Annotated in this window: 12 protein-coding genes; 9 read left to right on the top strand and 3 right to left on the bottom strand. The window is 58.7% G+C overall.

All coding sequences use genetic code 11. The features are described 5' to 3' along the window. Positions 1 to 172 precede the first annotated feature (172 nt). Entirely contained in the window at positions 173 to 1909 is a 1737-nt protein-coding gene (locus tag HMPREF2920_RS07525) for a glycerol-3-phosphate dehydrogenase/oxidase (protein WP_070652834.1), read from the bottom strand. 441 nt (positions 1910 to 2350) lie between these two features. On the opposite strand from HMPREF2920_RS07525, the gene HMPREF2920_RS07520 reads away from it, so the two are divergent. Continuing rightward, positions 2351 to 3979: a lysophospholipid acyltransferase family protein gene (locus HMPREF2920_RS07520; protein ID WP_070854129.1), complete on the top strand. Its 1629-nt coding sequence runs from the start codon at positions 2351 to 2353 to the stop codon at positions 3977 to 3979. Between the two features lie 6 nt (positions 3980 to 3985). Continuing rightward, entirely contained in the window at positions 3986 to 4819 is an 834-nt protein-coding gene (locus tag HMPREF2920_RS07515; RefSeq protein ID WP_070437289.1) for a Cof-type HAD-IIB family hydrolase, read from the top strand. A gap of 76 nt (positions 4820 to 4895) precedes the next feature. Here HMPREF2920_RS07515 and HMPREF2920_RS07510 read toward each other — a convergent pair whose 3' ends face one another. Then, a complete protein-coding gene (locus HMPREF2920_RS07510) occupies positions 4896 to 7349 on the bottom strand; it encodes an N-acetylmuramoyl-L-alanine amidase (protein ID WP_070854128.1) in 2454 nt (817 codons plus the stop codon). 85 nt (positions 7350 to 7434) lie between these two features. Continuing rightward, a complete protein-coding gene (locus HMPREF2920_RS07505; protein ID WP_070854127.1) occupies positions 7435 to 8940 on the bottom strand; it encodes an N-acetylmuramoyl-L-alanine amidase in 1506 nt (501 codons plus the stop codon). Positions 8941 to 9269: 329 nt separating this feature from the next. On the opposite strand from HMPREF2920_RS07505, the gene glf reads away from it, so the two are divergent. The 7 genes from glf (at position 9270) to HMPREF2920_RS07470 (ending at position 18041) form a co-directional block, all read left to right on the top strand. Further along, complete coding sequence (glf, locus tag HMPREF2920_RS07500; RefSeq protein WP_049171857.1) at positions 9270 to 10466, top strand: UDP-galactopyranose mutase; 1197 nt, start codon at positions 9270 to 9272, stop codon at positions 10464 to 10466. A gap of 117 nt (positions 10467 to 10583) precedes the next feature. Next, the gene (locus HMPREF2920_RS07495) at positions 10584 to 11456 is read left to right on the top strand and encodes an EamA family transporter (RefSeq protein WP_069359746.1); all 873 of its coding nucleotides are present in this window, start codon (positions 10584 to 10586) and stop codon (positions 11454 to 11456) included. A gap of 182 nt (positions 11457 to 11638) precedes the next feature. Next, positions 11639 to 12652, top strand: coding sequence for an alpha/beta hydrolase (locus HMPREF2920_RS07490; RefSeq protein ID WP_049193148.1), 1014 nt, complete (start codon positions 11639 to 11641; stop codon positions 12650 to 12652). Positions 12653 to 12852: 200 nt separating this feature from the next. Next, positions 12853 to 14913, top strand: coding sequence for a glycosyltransferase (locus HMPREF2920_RS07485; RefSeq protein ID WP_069359735.1), 2061 nt, complete (start codon positions 12853 to 12855; stop codon positions 14911 to 14913). Then, entirely contained in the window at positions 14897 to 15487 is a 591-nt protein-coding gene (locus tag HMPREF2920_RS07480) for a phosphatase PAP2 family protein (protein WP_070854126.1), read from the top strand. The genes HMPREF2920_RS07485 and HMPREF2920_RS07480 overlap by 17 nt, the downstream gene beginning before the upstream one ends. A gap of 29 nt (positions 15488 to 15516) precedes the next feature. Then, positions 15517 to 16536 carry a decaprenyl-phosphate phosphoribosyltransferase gene (locus HMPREF2920_RS07475; protein ID WP_070854132.1) on the top strand — a complete coding sequence of 340 codons (1020 nt, stop codon included), beginning with the start codon at positions 15517 to 15519 and terminating at the stop codon, positions 16534 to 16536. A 461-nt stretch (positions 16537 to 16997) separates the two neighbouring features. Continuing rightward, the gene (locus tag HMPREF2920_RS07470; RefSeq protein ID WP_049190964.1) at positions 16998 to 18041 is read left to right on the top strand and encodes an alpha/beta hydrolase; all 1044 of its coding nucleotides are present in this window, start codon (positions 16998 to 17000) and stop codon (positions 18039 to 18041) included. The last annotated feature ends 291 nt before the right edge of the window (positions 18042 to 18332 follow it).

Here is an 18332-nt window from a genome sequence, read left to right as displayed (position 1 = left end):
AAATGCCGGCGAGAACTGATTCTTTTCGCCGGCACTTTTATTTCGAGCCCATTAGCCCCTTGAAGTGCAAAGCCGTTTTCCCAAGAGGGAAAGCTATTTCGTTGTGGCTACAGCGCTGGTGGCCATTCAAGAGCTAACTCGTATGGCCACCTAGGGGAGGGTGGGAAATGAACTAGCGGTCGAGGCTGACGTCGACATCCGCGCGAGTCTCCACTGCGTGAGCAGCAATCTCGTTAGCGGCCTTGTCGGTCAGTTCATGCTCAGCTGCCAGGGTTGCTTCGACGCGTTCGATGAAGACCTTGATTTCCTTCTCCATCGTCTCCTTGTCCCAACCCAGAGCTGGGGCAACCAGTTCCGCGGTGGCCCGGGCACTGTCGACGCCACGGTGTGCGTACTCCATGGAGACACGCAGGCGGCGCTCCAGAATATCGTCGAGGTGCATTGCGCCCTCGTGGGTCACTGCGTAGAGGACCTCAGCGCGCATGTACTGCTCAGCGGCCTCCAGCGGCTCGAGCAGGGACTTGTCCTCGGCTGCCGGAGCCAGAACCTCGTAGATGAGGGAGCCGTAGCGGTTGAGCAGGTGCTCGACCTGCTTTTCGGTGATACCGAACTGCTTGGCCAGCTCTGCCTTCTGGTTGTTCAGTGCGTGGTAACCATCAGCACCGAGTAGCGGGACATCAGCGGTGACGGACTCCGGTACCTTACGTGGGACATCCTGGACTGCAGCGTCAATGGTATCGGCACCGATGACGCGGTAGGTGGTGTACTTACCGCCTGCGACGGAGACCATGCCCGGAGCAACGTGGGCAACAGCGTGGTTACGGGAGAGGTTGGTGGTGGAGTCGGAGTCGCCTTCCACCAGTGGACGCAGACCCGAGTAGACACCGACGATGTCGTCGTAAGTAATCGGACGACGAACCTTGGCGTTGACGTGATCGAGGATGTAGTCGATGTCAGCGCGGGTAGCTGCCGGGTTTGCCAGGTTCATGGTCCAGTCGGTGTCGGTGGTACCGATAATCCAGTACTCACCCCACGGGATAACGAACAGGACGGACTTCTCAGTCACGAAGGTCATTGCCACCGAGCCCTCAAGAGCGGACTTCGGAATAACAATGTGGACACCCTTGGAGGTGTGGACGCGGAACTTGCCGGTGACGCCAGCCAGCTTCTCAATCTCATCGGACCAAATGCCGGTGGCGTTGACGAAAACGTTGCCGCGGATAGTGGTGGTCGCGCCAGTGTCGGTGTCAAGGAGCTTCGCGCCGACGATGCGCTCGCCTTCCTTCACGAAGTCGACAACCTGGGTGGAGGTGCGGACGTCAGCGCCGAAGTGAGCAGCGGTGCGCAGGACAGTCATGGTGTGACGGGCATCGTCAACCAGAGTGTCGTAGTAGCGAACGCCGCCGACCACGGCATCTTCCTTCAGGCCCGGAGCCTGCTTCAGGGTTCCCTTGCGGGAGTAGTGCTTCTGCATCGGAACCTGCTTGGCGCCACCCATGACGTCGTAAAGGAAGAAGCCCGATGCCATGAACGGACGCTCCCATACGCGGTGAGTCAGAGGGAAGACGAAGCGCAGTGGCTTAACCAGGTGCGGTGCCAGATGCGACATGGACAGTTCGCGCTCGCGCAGGGATTCAGCTACCAGGCGGAAGTCCAACATCTGCAGGTAGCGCAGACCGCCGTGGAACATCTTTGAGGAGCGGCTAGAGGTGCCGCCTGCGAAGTCACGAGTTTCAATGACCGCAGTCTTCAAACCACGGGTTGCGGCATCGAGCGCAGCGCCAGCGCCTACAGAACCGCCGCCGATAATGACGACGTCGTATTGCTCGGTACCGAATTTCTCCCAGGTCTTTTCATGCTGTTCCTTGTTCAGAACTGCAGATGGGGCGAGAGATGAAGAGGACGACATTTTCCAATCCTTCCCGGTGGGGGCGTTGATTTTTTCGTCGAAGAGAATTTCTCGGCTCACGGCTCAGGTTACCAAAACTCGGCTTACTTGTGAGCGCCAACCTACGGTTACGTAGATATAAATAATGGGGCAAAAAGTCACGAAAATCGCGCCAGTAATGTTGTCCGATTTTCCGCAGGTAGATGGCTATGTTAATAGAGGTTTTCCACTTTTAGACTGAAAGTCGGCTGGCAATGAACCCCCCATAATGGGGGTATCAAAGATGGCTGATGGGTGGGCAATGGGTGCACGGCGGGCGTGTGGCGTATTTGAGAGGCGATGACTGGAACTGCGCTCGCATTTACACATGAATATGAGCCTGTAACGACATTTATTCATGGGTCTCAGATACCAGTACATATCGCCCCGCTAAGGGGTGCGAAAGATTGTAGAGTAAAGGCCATGTTCAAGGATCCTGTGTACTTAACGATTATCGGATTGGCGCGCACCGTCTTCTTTGCCCAAGGTTTGAAGTTCACCGTTAAGGGCTGGGAAAACGTGCCGAAAGACTCTGGCGCCGTTCTCGTTACTAACCACACCGGATACATGGACTTCACCTATGTCGGTCTTCCATTCCGCAAGCACCGCCGTTTTGTCCGTTTTATGGCGAAGAAAGAAGTGTTCGACCACTCGGTCGCCGGACCAATCATGCGTGCTTGTAAGCACATTCCGGTCGACCGCACTGACGGCTCCAAGTCTTTCGAAGAGGCCTGCGCGAAGCTGGAAAACGACGAGTTGGTAGGTATCTTCCCGGAGTCGACTATCTCGCGCAGTTTCGAGGTCAAGAATTTGAAGTCCGGCGCAGTGCGTATGGCGCAGCGCACCGGCAAGCCCATCATCCCCGTGCTGATTGTGGGATCCCAGCGCGTGTGGACGAAGGGGCACCCCAAGCATCTCGGCCGCAGCAATACTCCGATTCACATTACGGTTTTGCCACCGTGGACACCGGAGGGGGATCCGGCAGAAGCCACCGAGAAGCTGCACGAAATCATGGATCAGGGCGTTCGTCAGCTCTGGGACGAGTACGCAGCTGAAGAAGGTCCCCTGCCGAAGGGCGCCTACTGGGTGCCGGCTCGTCTTGGCGGTGGCGCACCGACTTTCGAAGAGGCACAGGCAGAGGACCTGAAAGTCGAAGAAGAGCGCCAGCGTATCCGTCATTTGCGCGGTGACCTGGCTGCATTCAAGGAAAAGCTAGCCGAGTCGGCGCGTGAATTCGGCGATCAGACCAGGCAGCAGTTCCTCGATGCCTCGCACACGATGAGCGCGGAGTCTGCTCGTCGAAGGGAACAGACGACCGCGCTGTTGGCGCAGTTCCGTCAGTCTGTGGAACAGATGGCTGATGATGTCGTCGCCGGCGCCAAGGAGAGCAAGGAGTCCGTGCGTACTGCCACGGATTCGATGCGCGTGACGTTCCGCGAAGCGTACGTGCAGCTCGAGAAGGCCTCCGCCTCTGGTGTTGAACAGACGCAGCAGACCGTTTACCGTCTTATCGGCCAGTCGATGATGATTCGCGACAAGCTTCCACAGCGCTTGAACAAGCTCATCACCGCTCAGCCGGAGACGTTTATCTTCGATTACCCCGCATCGCTTGCCGACGACGCGGGCACAATTAGCGAAGAAACTATCAAGGCCTTGCAGCAGCTCGGTGATGTCGGAGCCACAATCGTTGTTCTGCACGAGTCGGGAGATAAGCCGAATCTATCGGCTTTGGAATCGGTTGACCTGCAGGTCGTGGAACTTCCGGAGGGCGCCAGCAAGCTGGACGTCACAAATGCGGTGGTTAGCACGCTGCGCAAGCAGGCTCGCAAGGAAGAAACCGCGATTCTTTTCGCCGGTCGCTCGAACTTTGAGGAAGCTACACAGCGTGTCGGCATGCCGGTAGTTATGGCCGATGCGGACTGGGCCTTGCTGAAGAACGCGGACTGGGTAATTGACACTGTCGAGCATGGGGGAGTAGCTGCAACGCTGCAGCTGTTGCACGATCGGTTCTGCGATGACGGTGAAGATGACAACAGTGAGGACGGCAAGTAGTTCGAAGTGACCGAGAGACTACATCCACTACTCGTAGCTTCGGATATTGACGGGACGTTCATCGACTCGCGGGAGCGGGTAACTCCCCGCCTGCGACAGGCCGTCACGCGAATGCTACGCCGCGGCACCCCGTTGGTGCTGGCCACGGGAAGGCCGGCCCGGTGGTTGCAGCCAGTGCTCGAGCAGCTGCCGGTTCAGCCGTTGTGCGTGTGCGCCAATGGCGCCGTGATTTACGACTCCGGCCGTGATGAAGTAGTTGCCGCCAACACACTGAAGCCAGAGACGCTGCGATACGTCGTTAAGCATGCGCGCGAAGCGACGCGATCCATCGGTGGAATCGGCATTGCGGCAGAGCGCGCTGGGACATCGGCGAATGATGCCATCGATGAGCTTTTTGTGGTGGCACCGTCCTATGACCATGCGTGGGAATCGGATGAGCACGGTGAGCTTGCTGAAGAGGCCGTGTTGTCAGAACCCGCGACGAAACTCTTGCTGCGAAACTCAGATGTGAACAGTGCCCAGCTATATGAACTGGTCGCCCCCGCAATTGACGCGAGCCTGGCGCACGTGACCTACTCCATGCCGGACGGGCTTTTGGAGGTGTCCGCGCCGGGCGTGACTAAGCGCGCCGGGCTTGAATACGTATCTGAACTGGTCGGAGCGACCGCGAAAGATGTGGTCTGCTTCGGTGACATGCCGAACGATATCGAGATGCTGTCGTGGGCGGGCACGGGTGTGGCCATGGGCAATGCGGCTGACAACGTCAAGGAGATTGCAGACGAAATCACCGCCACCAATGATGATGACGGTGTTGCTCGTGTGCTGGAGCGCTGGTTCTAGCTAGCCTCGAGGTTTTTCCCCGCGCCAGCTGGCTGACCAGTGCTCGACAGCGTCTGCTTCGGGTTTACTGCAGCGTTTACTTCAGCTCGGTCTTGACTTCGCCGGTGGTGCGGTCGAAGGTGATTGAACCGTTCTGGAACTCAGCGCGCTCGATGTTTCCATCGACCACCTGGGTCTTCGTCGGAGCGCCCAGCTTGCCGACCTCGAAGCCTTGGCGGGCCCACTCATCAGCAATCTTGCCCCAGATAGCGTGAGCGCCGGTGGTGTCGGAGTCGGTGATTACGCCGTTGGAAAACTTCACGTAGCGCAGGGCATCGGCCTGGCCAGCATTGTTCGCCACGGTAGAACCGCTCTGGATACCGGACATTGCGTAGCCGAGAACCGAGCCCATTTCCTCGGAAACTTGGCGCCATTCGGCAGCCAGGTCGTTCTGCTCATTGATAGTGATGATCTGGTCAATCAGAACCGGCAGGTCAGCAATCGACGGTCCGTTTTCAATCGAGCGTCCAACCGCACCCAGAATGGCATCGGCGGTCTGCCCCAGACCCGGTGCGCCGAGCATGCCCAGCGCCGAGGCCAGCATCGAACGTGCACCCGAGACTGTCTCCAGAGCCTGTGCCTTCTGCTGCTCGTCGGATGCGCTCGGCGAGGAGGAGTTGCTCTGCTCGCTTGCCGACGGTGCGGAGGAGTCAGCCGTAGCAGTGTCACTGGTGTTCGTGGCGTCGGTTGGCTCCGAGGTATTCGAAGTACCCGAGGTGGTCGAGTCGGAGCTCGACGTTGTCGACGAAGTAGTGCTCGATGCGCTCGAGGACTTCTCGGAGGACGAGGTGGCGGACGTGCCCGTGGATGCCGAAGTGGTCGAAGTGGTCGAGGTAGTAGAGCTAGTCGATCCCGACTCGGTTGACTCGGTCGATTCGGTCGACTGCGAATCTGCGTCTTCGGCGGTCTTATCGCCCTTTTCATCCTGCGGAACGAGGAGGTCAATCAAGCCATCTGGGCCCTCATTGTCAATCTTTCCGCTGGTCAGACTGTTGTACTTCTTTTCGGCAATCGAGCGGATCTTGCCCATCTGGGCGTAGCCAGCATCACCTGGGCAGGTGGTGTTACCAACATCGCGGTGCGCGAAGATGGTCGGCAGAGTGACCTGCTTGCCGTATCCATACTTGGAGTAGCTGGTGCCACCCGAAGTCATCTGGATCTGGCCGGTCGGCTTGACGCCGGCGACCTTCAGACGCCAACCAATCATGTTGCCCACCGAGTTCAGTGCAGCCTCACTGGGAGCAACCGATGTGTAGTTACCCATCATGGAGATGCCGAAAGTACCGGTGTTGAAGCCACCTGCGTGAGCGCCCTGGACATTCTTATCCAGGCCACCGTAGCGGCCCTCGAAGATGTTGCCGTACTTGTCGACCAGGGCGTTGTATCCGATGTCGCACCAGCCCAGAGTCTGTGCGTGGTACTGGTAAATACCGCGGACGATACCAGCGGACTGGCTCTCGGTGTAGTTGTTTGAGCCAGCGGTGTGGTGCACGGTGGCACCGACAAGCTTGCTGTCGTAGTCCGCGCCCTTACAGCGGTTATTCTCGTTGGCACCCCAGCCGGCACGGGTAATGACCTTCGGCATGCCCGTGACATTCTTGGCGTCCACAATTGGGTCGATGCCGGATGCGGCAGCCTGGCCGTCAATAAGCACTGCGTCGACCTGGTCGATTGGCAGTTCATCGGCGACTGGCTCGATATCCGTCCACTTCACTGGGAGGTTCGGCGAGTCCAGACCTGCAGCGTCGTTAGCGCTCGGAGCGGTCGGGTCATCGAGTGCGTCCTCAGGAGCTGCATCCGGAGTCTGCTGGTAGTCGGAAGCGGCATCGTCAACGGCCTTGGCGACATCCTTGGCTGCATCCGTAGCGGATTCCTTTGCATCCTCCACAGCCTTCTTGGCGCCCTCAGCATTAATCTCGTCGAGGTTGAGCTTGGACAGATCCAACTTCTCGGCGCCCTTGATGTCCTTCAGATCCACGCCGGAACCCGGGCCGAAGATGTTGAGCCCGTGGGTGGAAACCTGAACACGCTTGGTTGGCTCGATGTAGATGAGCTCCGTTCCGTTCAGGCCGTTGCCATTGCCTTCAGCGGGGTAGTCTGGGTCGACGCTGAACCAGTCGGACCAGGAGCCATCGGCGCGCTCGGCGCGGACGAAGCTGGCGATATCAGGGTCACCGGCCCACGTCAGCGCAAACTGGGAAAACTCGGTATCGGAGGTAATTTCCTTGACGACACCGCGGTTGGGATGAGCCTCGTCGGCAAGCGACTGCGTTGCGATTGCCGCGTCTTCGACGAGGACAGAGGCGCTGTCTGCAAGCGACTTGCTCTGGACAACCGCGTCGATGGGGCTGGTGCCGTTTTCCTCGATGAGGTCATAAGCGGCACCTGCGCCGACAACGGCAACGGGTGTCAGGGCAAGGGTCGCCACGGCAGCGAGTACCAAGGATTGCTTGGCACCTGCGCGGCGATTGATGCGGCGGCGACTAAACACGGTAATAACTCCTGGGTGATTGCGAAGATCTGGTGCTACACCACAAATGTGATGTGGTTATGCCTGTTGTGGATAAGCGGGAGACTTAGTTCTGAGGTGCGAACCAGGCCTGCGTAGCTTCGGCAGGGTTGGCTGGCAGGGAATCAGTTAGAAACTCACCGAGAACCTCGCCTGGTGTGGGCGTTTCCACGTTTCCGAGGGAACCGCCGTTGTCGCCCGACTCGCCGGTGCCCGGAATCGACGGAATGCTGGCGGCCTCTCCGTCCTGGTTGTTCGGATCCGTCGAGCGGCCGGCGATACCCGCTCCGCCGGCGCCATCAAACTTGGCTTTGGCTGCAGCGCGGATGGCATCCATCTGCTGGTAGCCGAAGGTGCCCGGGCATGAGGTGTAGCCGGTGTCGCGGTGGCCGAAGATGGCCGGGAGGTTCACGGTCTGGCCGGAGCTGTAGCGTGCCTTCGAGTAGCCGGCGCTGGTCAGTGCGGCGGTGGACATCGGATCGACGCCACCGACCTTCATGCGCCAGCCGACCATCTCGCCGAGTGCAGTGACGGCCGCATCCGGAATCTCCAGCTGGTCGTGATTGCCCATCACCGAAATACCGAAGGTGCCGTTGTTGAAGCCACCTGCGTGCGCGCCTTCGATGTTCTTGTCCAGGCCGCCGTAGCGCCCCTCGTAGATGTTGCCGTACTTATCGACCAACGCGTTGTAGCCAACATCGCCCCAGCCCAGCGTCTTTGCGTGGTAGGCGTAAATGCCTCGGACAATGGCTGGTCCCTGCGACTCTGAGTAGTTATTGGAACCCGCGGTGTGGTGGATGCACGTGCCCTTGAAAGTGCTGTAGGAGCTCGAACCGCTGCGGATGGACTCATCTGCGCCCCATGCTGCACGGCTGATTACATTTGGCGCACCGGAAATCGACGACTCGTACGCAACTGGCTGAATAACCTCGCCGACCTGCTCTACGCCGTCGATGAAAACTGCCTGGACGGCGTTGAGGGACAACGCGGCCGTAGCGCTGACGAGATCCTGCAGGGCACCGCCGATGGTTGCGGGGTCAAGGTTGTCGATACCAATGATGTTGCGGGGATCCAGGCCTTCGAGGAGGTTCAGGCCGACAGTCGACACCTGCACGCGACGGGTGGGCTCAACGAACAGCAGCTCGGTGCCGGACTGCCCGGAGTTATTCATCGGACCGTGTGAATCAGCGTGGAACCACGGGCCAAAGCTGCCGTCTTCGCGCTCGGCGCGAACGTAGAGCTGCAGATTGTCATCGCCCGGCCAGGTCAGGGCGAACTGGGAGAACGGTTCGTCGCGGGTGATGTCCTTTACGAATCCGCGAAGCGGGTGCAGGGCATCGGTAATGGCATGCGTGCCGACGGCTGCGTCGTCAATCATCATCGTGACAGCGTCAACCAGCGGCGATGTCGAAATCTTGGCTGCGATGGGGCCTACGCCTGGGCTTCCAACCAGGGTAGGGGCCTGGCGAATACCCCATGTTGCTAGCGGAGCTGCGGCAGTAGTTGCTGCCAGTCCATAGAGGAAGGTGCGACGGCCCATCGACGGGGCATTGATGCGACGGCGAGTTGGCACGGTAAAAGCTCCAAAAAAATGGGGTACAGGGTTATCGACCCGAGGTCTACCCGGGGTCGAAGGGAAGGAAAGTTGCAAAGCAACAGAAAATTCTGAGGAGGATGTTACCAGTGTGACTAAAAAAATCTAGTGAGACATCTGTGTTTCCTCGTTAATTTTGGGAAAATTATCAAATAATGTGACCAAACGAACGTTGGGCTGGGCTCACGTGGACGTCGTAAAGCCCGCGTGTACACCCGCAAACCGGATGGAAATGCAATAGGTTTTAAGGCGTGAGTAGCGAAAAGAACACCACTGCCAATGAATTTGCTCCGAAGTCCCTACAGGACATCAAGGACAACACCTACGACCTCATCGTGGTCGGTTCGGGTTTCTTCGGTTTGACCGTTGCTGAGCGGACCGCCACTGAGCTGGGTAAGCGCGTGCTCGTTGTCGAACGCCGCAACCACATCGGCGGCAACGCCTACTCGGAGGCAGAGCCGGAGACTGGCATCGAGGTGCACAAGTACGGTGCGCACCTGTTCCATACCTCTAATAAGAGGGTGTGGGACTACGTCAACCAGTTCACTGACTTCACCGACTACCAGCACCGCGTGTTCGCTATGTACAAGGGCACCGCATACCAGTTCCCGATGGGGCTGGGGCTGATCAACCAGTTCTTCGGCAAGTACTACAGCCCGGACGAGGCTCGTCAGCTGATTAAGGACCAGACCGATGGCCTGGATCCACGTGACGCGAAGAACCTTGAGGAAAAGGCCATCTCCCTGATTGGTCGCCCGCTGTACGAGGCATTTGTCAAGCACTACACCGCCAAGCAGTGGCAGACCGACCCGAAGAACCTGCCGGCTGGCAACATCACCCGCCTGCCAGTTCGCTACACCTTTAATAACCGCTACTTCAACGACACCTACGAAGGTCTGCCTGTCGACGGCTACACCGCCTGGCTGGAAAACATGGTGACCTCCGACAAGATTGACGTCGTTGTCGATGCCGACTGGTTCGAGGTGCGCGACGAACTGCGCGCTGTATCCCCGGACGCCCCGGTCGTCTACACCGGCCCGCTGGACCGCTACTTCGACTACGCAGAGGGCAAGCTGGGTTGGCGCACGCTGGACTTCGAGATGGAGGTTGTCAACACCGGCGATTTCCAGGGCACTCCAGTGATGAACTACAACGACGCGGATGTGCCGTACACCCGTATCCACGAGTTCCGCCACTTCCACCCGGAGCGCGATTACGTCAAGGACAAGACAGTAATTGTTAAGGAATACTCCCGCTTCGCCGACGATGACGACGAGGTGTACTACCCGATCAACACCCCGGAAGACCGCGAGATGCTGGAGGCCTACCGCAAGCTCGCTGCAGCAGAAGCGCAGGAGAACAAGGTTCTCTTCGGTGGTCGTCTGGGCACCTACCAGTACCTGGATATGCACATGGCAATCGGTTCCGCACTGTCGATGTTCGACAACAAGATTGCGCCGTTCTTCAACGACGGCGAAGCAATCGAGCAGGAGCGCGGGCACTAATTTGCCGCTTGCGGCTCCCGCGCTAGTATTGCGCGAGTGTCGCGTGAGAAAAGCCAAACCGAAGTTCCCCACCAGGGGGCTGGGCGGGTTCCCCAGCAGGGGCCATTGCTGCAGCGTGTGAACAAGTTTCTCACCCTGCCAGTGGCACCTGTCATTCTGGTTCTTATCGGTTCTCTTGGTACCCAGGCTGCAGCCGTGCTGGTCACTGGCATGCTTTCCACGGTCGGCGCGCCGGGCATATCGGGCCTGCGCATGACCGCCGCCGCCATCATTATGGTGGTTCTGTTCCGACCAAAACTGTCCGGAATGACCCGCGTTCGCGCCATCAACATCGTGGTCTACGGCATCGCCATGGGCATGATGAGCATGATGATTTACGCCGCCATCGCGCGCCTCCCGCAGGGCGTCGCCGTCACCATCGACTTCCTCGGCCCCTGCGTCGTGTCCTTCCTGGGGCTGAAAATGTGGCGCTCCCGCCTATGGGCCATCGTCGCTTTCATCGGCGTTGCCCTGATTGCCCAGCCCTCCAATGACCTTGACATTATCGGCATTGGTTACGCCGCAATCGGTGCAATCTTCTTCGGCGCTTACACGCTCTTCTCCGCCCGAATGGGCAGCACCGAGGGCGGCGGCATGCCCGACCTGGCGCTGTCAGTGGTCGTCGCAGCAATCGTGCTCGCGCCGTTTTCTGTTTCCGCCGCACCGCTTGTCGACGGTTCGATGTGGGTCACCATCGTTGTTTCTGGGTTCATTGGTGCTGTTATTCCCTACATGATGGACACCATCGCTGCGGGGATTGTCTCAGCGGCGGTCGTCGGCACGCTCTTCGCGCTGGACCCGGTCATCGGTGCAATCCTGGGCTGGGCGTTTTCCGGTGACCGAGTGACTTGGTCCATGGCGCTGGGCATCGTGCTAATCGCGGCGGCTGGCGCGATTATTACCTGGCGCGGGGCGCGGGAGTCGCGCGAGCTGCGGGGGCTTGCGCAGTAAAAATGCGGATACCAGAACCCGCCGAAAAGTGGGGTCTCGACGTGTTCTGCTGGAAAACGACAGTGAATGCGGGTAAGTTTGTCGAAGATTTACTGTTTCTTAAGGTAATTCCCTGAAGCGGAAACACGCCTGATAGTTCCCACCGGCCGTGGGGAATCGCACATTGTGAGGAGAATGCACACGTGAAAATCACCTCTACTTTCCGTGGTTGGCGCCGAAAGGTTGCAGCCGTTGCGTCCGTAGTAGCTGTGGCTGCGTCTGCATTGACCATGGCGCCGGCCGCGAGCGCGGCGGGTGACCGAGGCTCGCTGCGCCCGGGTTGTGAGTGGGATTCGTACCAGTACTTCACCCAGAAGTGCCAGGTTTATTCGCCGGCCATGGACCGTAATATTCCGGTTCAGATTGTGGCCTCTGCCAATGGTGGTAACAAGGCTCTCTACCTGCTAGATGGTCTGCGTAGCCCGGCTGATGCCTCTGACTGGGTGGAGCACGGTAACGCCCCACGTACTTTTGAAGGATCCAACGTCAACCTGGTTATTCCAGGTGGTGGCGGCGGTAGCTTCTACACCGACTGGAAGCGTCCGTCGGTTAGTGTGCACGGTCCGTTTGTAAACATGTGGGAGACTTTCCTGACTCAGGAATTGCCGGTTTACCTTGAGCGTGAGTTCGGCATTTCTCGCACTGGTAACTCCATTGCAGGTCTGTCCATGGGTGCATCTGCTGCACTGTCGCTGGCATACAACCACCGAGACCAGTTCGGTCAGGCTCTTGCCTTCTCCGGTTACCTGCACACCACTGCGCCGGGTATGACTACTGCAATTGAGGCTGCTCAGCTGTCGGCTGGCTACAGCTCCTTCGACATGTGGGGTGCGCCTATGTCAGCGGAGCGTGTCCGTAATGATCCGTACCTGAATGTCGAGAAGATGAAGGGGCTGGATCTGGTTATTACCTCGGCAAATGGTGTTCCGGATGAGGTTCGTGACCCGAAGAATCTCTACCGGGTCGTCCCGAAGGCCGGCGGCGTTGCGCTGGAGTCGCTGTCCCGCTTGTCCACCCGCGAGTTTGAGTTGCGTGCTCGTACCTCCGGTCTGGATGCCACGTTTGAATACGAGCAGACCGGTATCCACGATTGGCCAACCTGGGATCGCAACCTCCAGAACTCCAAGGCCCGCATCGAAGGTTTCCTCGGAGCTTAAAACTAGAGCCTGAACGAAAAAGCCCCTATGCGCAGCAGATAGTCCGCAGCGCGTAGGGGCTTTCACATTCTGGGCTGTCGCTAGCGTGGCAACAAGAGGCAATCCGCCACGGGCACTAGGATGCTATGAGATAGAAACGTCGGTAACTTATCGGCGGCAACATCCCCGGTAGACCTTTCGGAAAGTGGTTGATACGTCTCATGGCATCACAGCCTGAACAAAAGCGGACACATACCCCGACAACGTCGTCAAGCCTTGCCGTTGAACGCCTGCAGCGGATTTTGCTGCCAAAGTTGGGTGAGCCCCGTGATGTCCGCTCGCTCTACTTGGTTGAGCCGGAGACTAATGCCGGTCGTGTGCAAGCGCATTCGCGCACGTCAGCCACCATTCCGGCGGGTGATGAAGTTAGTTTTGAAACCTACTTCAATGCTTTTCCGGCCAGCTACTGGCGCCGGTGGACGAATCTGGACAATGTTGTCCTGCGCCTGGAACTGTCCGGTACTGCGCGCGTGGACATCTACCGTTCGAAGATTGACGGTGCGCGTATCGCCGTGACCGGCGAAGTTGTCGGTGATCTGGGTGCGGCGGCTGAAGGTGCAGAAGCCAAGGTGGACGGCAAGGATGTGCACGTCTGCGAAATCCCAGTACCGCTGACGCAATTTGAAGACGGCGGCTGGATTTGGTTTGACCTCACCTGTGAGACGGACGTGGTAATCCACTCCGCAGGTTGGTACTCCGATATCGAGGCGCCGAGCCAGACGTACCCGGACGGCACGGAGCATCCGGCGCCGGAGGGGCGCGTCACTATCGGTATCCCGACGTTCAATCGCCCGACCGACGCAGTTGCTGCTCTTGAGGCGCTGTCCTCGGATCCTGAGGTCGATGCCATCATCGATGCTGTTTTGATGCCTGACCAGGGCACCAAGCACCCGGCAGACGAGCCGGGCTTTGATGCTGTCGCCGAGCACTTTGGTGACCGCCTGCGTATTTTCCCGCAGGGAAATCTCGGTGGTTCTGGCGGGTACTCCCGCATTATGTATGAGGCCCTGGGCGGTCCGGATTCGGATTCGAAGCGTGCGACCGATAGCCCGTTCATTCTCTACATGGATGACGACATCGCCATCGAACCGGATTCCATTCTGCGTGCGGTCGCTGTCGGCCGGTTCGCGAAGTCCCCGATGCTGGTCGGCGGTCAGATGCTGAACCTGCAGGAGCGCAGCCACTTGCACTCGATGGGTGAAGTCATCGGCCGCCATGACTTCATGTGGACTTCCGCTCCGCACGTCCACTATGACCACGACTTTTATGCGCACCCACTGCGCGATCGCGGGGAGCACGGCACTAACGCAACCGGTGAGGTTGTCGATTCGAAGGATCTTCACCGTCGCATCGATGTTGAGTTCAACGGCTGGTGGATGTGCCTGATTCCGCGCGTCGCCGCTGAGGCAATCGGTCAGCCGCTGCCACTGTTTATTAAGTGGGACGATGCCGAATACGGTTTGCGCGCAGGCAAGGCAGGCTTTCCGACGGCTACGTGGCCGGGCGTCGCAATTTGGCATATGGCCTGGTCGGACAAGGATGATGCGATTGATTGGCAGGCGTACTTCCACCTGCGCAACCGCTTGATTGTCGCGGCCCTTCAGCACGAGGGCGATGCTGCCGGTATCGTGCGTTCCATGCGCAAGGCCACTTTCAAGCACCTTCTGTGCCTGGAGTACTCCACTGTTGCCATCCAGAACGAAGCCATGAAGGACTTCCTGGCAGGTCCCGAGCGTTTATTCGACATTCTCGAGTCCTCGCTGCCGCGCATCAATGCCCTGCGCAAGAGCTTCCCCGACGCGGTTGTGCTGCCGAGTGCAGGCGATCTGCCAAAGCCCTCCGGTATTCCGGGGATTCCGACAAAGGATGTCGGTGGTCGTCTGGGCAAGCTGAAGAAGGTCGGTTGGCTGGCCAAGGGCTTGCTTCACAGCGTGCGCCCGGAAAACTCCGAGCACCATGCGGTGCCGCAGGCAAACCTGGCGCCGCTGGAGGCTCGTTGGTTCTCCCTGTCGCGTCTGGATGGCGCAACGGTCACCACCGCTGACGGCCGTGGCGTGGTGTATCGCCAACGTGACCGCGACAAGGCCAAGGCTCTGCTGGAAGAATCCTGGGAGCTGCAAAAGCAGGTTGAGGAGCGGTTCGAGCAAATGCAGGCACGCTACCGCGCAGCCTATGACGATCTGACCAGTAGGAAGGCCTGGGCGAATGTCTTCGAAAATTAAAGGCGATCCGTTCGGCGAGTCCGACGTTCTCGTTAATATTCAGCACACGCTTAACGACGTCCCGGGTGTGCTGCCCACCGCGCGTGCCATGAGCTATTTCGGTGAGCACGCCCTTGGGTGGATGGGGCTCGCTGCCCTCGGGGCGGCGGTGGATAAGGAGCGACGCATTAGCTGGGCAAAGGTCGGTGTGGCCGCCTTTACCTCGCATGCGGCATCGGTGGTGCTTAAGCGCATTGTCCGTCGCCCGCGTCCCCATGACCGTCGTATAGCAATCGGCGTTGGTACACCGAGCAAGCTGAGTTTCCCGTCCTCGCACGCGACGTCGACGACGGCGGCGCTGGTGGGGATTGCCAAGTTGGGTTACCCGGCAGCACCGGCCGTGGGGGTGCCGGCGATTATGCTCTCTCGCCTGGTGTTGGGAGTGCATTACCCGACGGATGTTGCTCTCGGAGCGGCGCTGGGTACAGCCACTGCTCTTGCGGTGGACAAGATAGGTGATAAGGTCATCGAGCCGAAAAACGCGCAGCATAACCAGGGTGGACAGCCCTCCATTGCGGAAAGGAATGCACAGTGACACAGGCGGAGAACGACAACTTGGCCAATGTGTCGGCCAACCAGCGGCAAGCTTCTCAATCAAGGATTGGGTCCGAGCCGCACACTTCCGGTATCGATGAGCCTGCGCACCCGCAGGGGCATCCGCCGAAGAATCTGCTGGACGGCATGATCAAGGCACTTCGTCCGAAGCAGTGGGTGAAGAACGTCCTGGTTATCGCGGCTCCGCTGGCGGCCGGCAATGAGATTATGGACTCGGGACGTTCGATCGGCACCCTGACCGTCGACATCCTGGTGGCGTTTGTGGCCTTCTGTTTGGCAGCATCGTCGATTTACTTGATTAATGATGCCCGCGATGTCGAAGCCGACCGCGCGCACCCGACCAAGCGTTTCCGTCCTATTGCCGCTGGTGTGCTGCCAGTGAGCATGGCGTACATCATGGCGGTTGCTCTGATTATCGGTTCGATTGCCGTGTCCTGGATTGCCTCTGAGGGGCCGGGGCTGGCAATTGTCGTGGCTGTATATATTGCGCTGCAGCTCGGCTACTGCTTTGGTTTGAAGCACCAGCCGGTGATTGATATCGCGCTGGTGTCCTCGGGATTCATGCTGCGTGCAATGGCCGGTGGTGTGGCCGCCAACATCAACCTGTCCCAGTGGTTCCTACTGGTTGCCGCCTTCGGTTCGCTGTTCATGGCAGCAGGCAAGCGTTACGCGGAGCTGCTGCTGGCAGAGCGCACGGGCAAGAAGATTCGAAAGTCGTTGCAGGGCTACACCGCGACTTACCTGCGCTTTGTGTGGACCCTTGCCGCGACTGCGGTGGTGCTCAGCTATGCGCTGTGGGGCTTCGAGATGGGCCGCGCGCCGGGCACTTCCTCCACTTCGGCCATTTGGTACGAGATCTCGATGGTTCCATTCACTGTGGCCATCCTGCGCTTCGCAGCTGATGTTGACCGCGGTGATGCGGGAAGCCCGGATGAGATTGCGCTTAAGGATCGCCCGCTGCAGGCGCTGGCTGTGCTGTGGCTGCTGTCCATTGCCATCGCTGTCTACGCTGTTCCGGCTCTGGGGTAGTTCCTTGTTCTTTTCCCATTAAGCGAACTGCGGTTTCTCGTCGGTTTCTCGTCGGGTTCGGTTGGTAGCTGAAAGCCCATGCATCGAGGGGTGCATGGGCTTTTCTGTACCTCGTTAGTACTTAGGTTGTGTTTTGGGTTCTTGTAGGCGTGTTTTAGATGTCTCAGTCAGTCCTACGGGTCGGTCGGGGGCAAAATTACAATTCTGTAATTCCTCGCTGGTAAACAGTGTTTCTCCTTGTGGTAGATAGTTTTGTCGGGAAATGTGAGAAATATTACGGAATGGTTACGATTTTAACTTGGTTGTAGGGAAACGATTGAGTATCGTTACATACTCGAGATTCTTTTGTGGAGTCTCCAGTTGTCGCGTCACAACTGGAAGCAGAAAAGCGAAAGCTCGCGCAAGCGACTGCCTCCGAGAAGTCTGGCGCGGAGGTAAGTCCGAAAGTAAAGAGGAGAACGATGAGCTTTACTGCAGTGAGTCGTAACTTCACGGTGAAGGTCGTAGCTGCCCTCGTAGCGGTTGCAATGGTCTTTGGCGGCATCATGCTCGCATCCGCGAAGGATGCGAGTGCTGATCCAAACCGTGATCGACTGCGCCCAGGCTGTAATTGGGACCCATACAACTGGTGGGTTCAGTACTGCCAGGTTTTCTCGCCGGCTATGAACCGCAATATTCCGGTTCAGATCAAGGCGGCTACTGGTGGCGGCGATGCCTCCCTGTACATGCTCGACGGTCTGTGGGGCTTTAATAAGGGTGCGTCCGGTTGGATTTGGTCGGGCCATATTGCTCAGACTTTTGCCAATGACAACATCACTCTGGTTGCGCCGGCTGCTGGCGATGGCTCCTTCTATACTGACTGGAACGCTCCGGCAGTGACCGCTGAAGGGGTCAAGATCCAGAAGTGGGAAACCTTCTTGACTCAGGAACTGCCGGTTTATTTGCAGCGTGAGTTTGGTGTTAATCCAAACCGCAACGCGATTGCTGGTTTGTCCATGGGTGCGGCTGCGGCGGTTTCTTTGGCAGCCCGCCACCGTGACCAGTTCAAGCATGTTACTTCGCTGTCCGGTTACTACCAGATGTCGAACGAGGTAGTTGCTACGGGTACCACTGCAATGGTGGCTAGCACTGGTGTAGTGAATCCGACTGGCATGTGGGGTCTTCCGGTTCCGGCTTCGGCGGAACGCCAGGCCCATGACCCTTCGATGCTGCTCGACCAGCTCAAGGGGCTGCCGATGTATGTTTCCTCCGCCCAGGGTGTTCAGAGCCTGTGGAGTGATCCGGAGGTTTTGAACCGTCCGGTGCCGCAGCTCCCTGACACCGTCTGGCGTGCCGTGATGGAGTCCGTATCCCGCGCTTCGACGCAGCGCTTTGAGCAGGATGCTCGCGCTGCCGGCCTCAATGCGCAGTTTGTCTACAGCCCGAACGGTATCCACTCGTGGGAGCTGTGGGGCCGTGATGCCGCGCTTGCTCGCCCGCACATTCTTCGGGCGCTGGGCCTTTAGGTCGATAGTTATTTCAGGGCGCTCTGGCGCGCTGACCTAGCGCTGGTGCTGGATGACTTCTTAAAGGGGCTAGCTTCTTAAGAAGTCTCAATTTTGAAGAAAGACCAATCCTTTTGTTGGGATTGGTCTTTTTTCTGTGTCGAGTCCGGGTTTGGATGCTGAGCGGAAGGTGTGGGTAACGGCCTACAGAGGGGCGCAAAGAGTTGCGCTGTCAAAGCTTGAATTCAGTTCCTTTTGCGTGTGTCTCCACGGTTTTTACCCGTAAGAGGGTAAACATGAGAGTCGAACCTT

It is taken from the genome of Corynebacterium sp. HMSC075F02 (genome assembly GCF_001838335.1).
GTDB lineage: Bacteria > Actinomycetota > Actinomycetes > Mycobacteriales > Mycobacteriaceae > Corynebacterium > Corynebacterium jeikeium_D.
Note: the sequence above shows the minus strand (reverse complement) of the source record. Positions and strands in the feature narration are given on the sequence as shown.

Coding starts and splice junctions, on each gene's coding strand:
- HMPREF2920_RS07525 (WP_070652834.1), bottom strand. CDS start 1,909: ATGTCGTCCTCTTCATCTCTCGCCCCATCTGCAGTTCTGAACAAGGAA.
- HMPREF2920_RS07520 (WP_070854129.1), top strand. CDS start 2,351: ATGTTCAAGGATCCTGTGTACTTAACGATTATCGGATTGGCGCGCACC.
- HMPREF2920_RS07485 (WP_069359735.1), top strand. CDS start 12,853: ATGGCATCACAGCCTGAACAAAAGCGGACACATACCCCGACAACGTCG.
- HMPREF2920_RS07480 (WP_070854126.1), top strand. CDS start 14,897: ATGTCTTCGAAAATTAAAGGCGATCCGTTCGGCGAGTCCGACGTTCTC.
- HMPREF2920_RS07470 (WP_049190964.1), top strand. CDS start 16,998: ATGAGCTTTACTGCAGTGAGTCGTAACTTCACGGTGAAGGTCGTAGCT.